1 pseudogene is annotated in these 523 nt (G+C 75.1%); it reads left to right on the top strand.

Features of this window, described 5'->3' with window-relative positions:
* Positions 1-523 (top strand): annotated as a pseudogene (locus MTR62_RS20515) (chromosome segregation protein); the annotation flags it as partial.

Genomic DNA, 523 nt, shown 5'->3' with positions numbered 1-523 from the left:
CAGCGCGCCGCCTACGAGGCGCAGCAGGCGCAGGCCGCCAGCGCGGAGGCGCTCATCGCCGCGCGCGACGAACAGGCCGACCGGCGCGACGATGCCAGCGCGCAGGGGCACCGCCTCTCCACCCTGACCAGCCAGCTCGACGCCGCCGAGCAGCGCCTCGCCGATCTCGACCGCCAGAAGACCCGGCTCGAGGAAGACCACCGCGACGCCGACCGCATCACCCGCGACGCCGCTGAAGCGCTCACCCGGCTGGAGAAGGAACTGGCCGAGGGCGAGCGGCGGCTGGCCGAGGACGAAGCGCTGCGCCCGCGCCTTGCCAACACGCTCGAAGGTGCCGAACGCGCCGCGCGCAAAGCCGAACTCGATCTCGCGCAGGCCACCGCCGCGCAGGCCGGGGTCGAAGCCGAATGGCGCATCGCCGAAGCCGAAGTCGCGCAGGCGCAAGGCCGGATCGACCGCCTCGCCGCCGAGGCCGCGCGGATCGACCAGCAGCGCGCCGCGCTCGCTGAGGCGGGCGATCTCG

It is taken from the genome of Novosphingobium organovorum (genome assembly GCF_022832435.1).
Lineage (GTDB): Bacteria > Pseudomonadota > Alphaproteobacteria > Sphingomonadales > Sphingomonadaceae > Novosphingobium > Novosphingobium organovorum.
The sequence above is the reverse complement of the archived record's forward strand: the minus strand, read 5'-3'. Positions and strand labels throughout refer to the sequence as shown.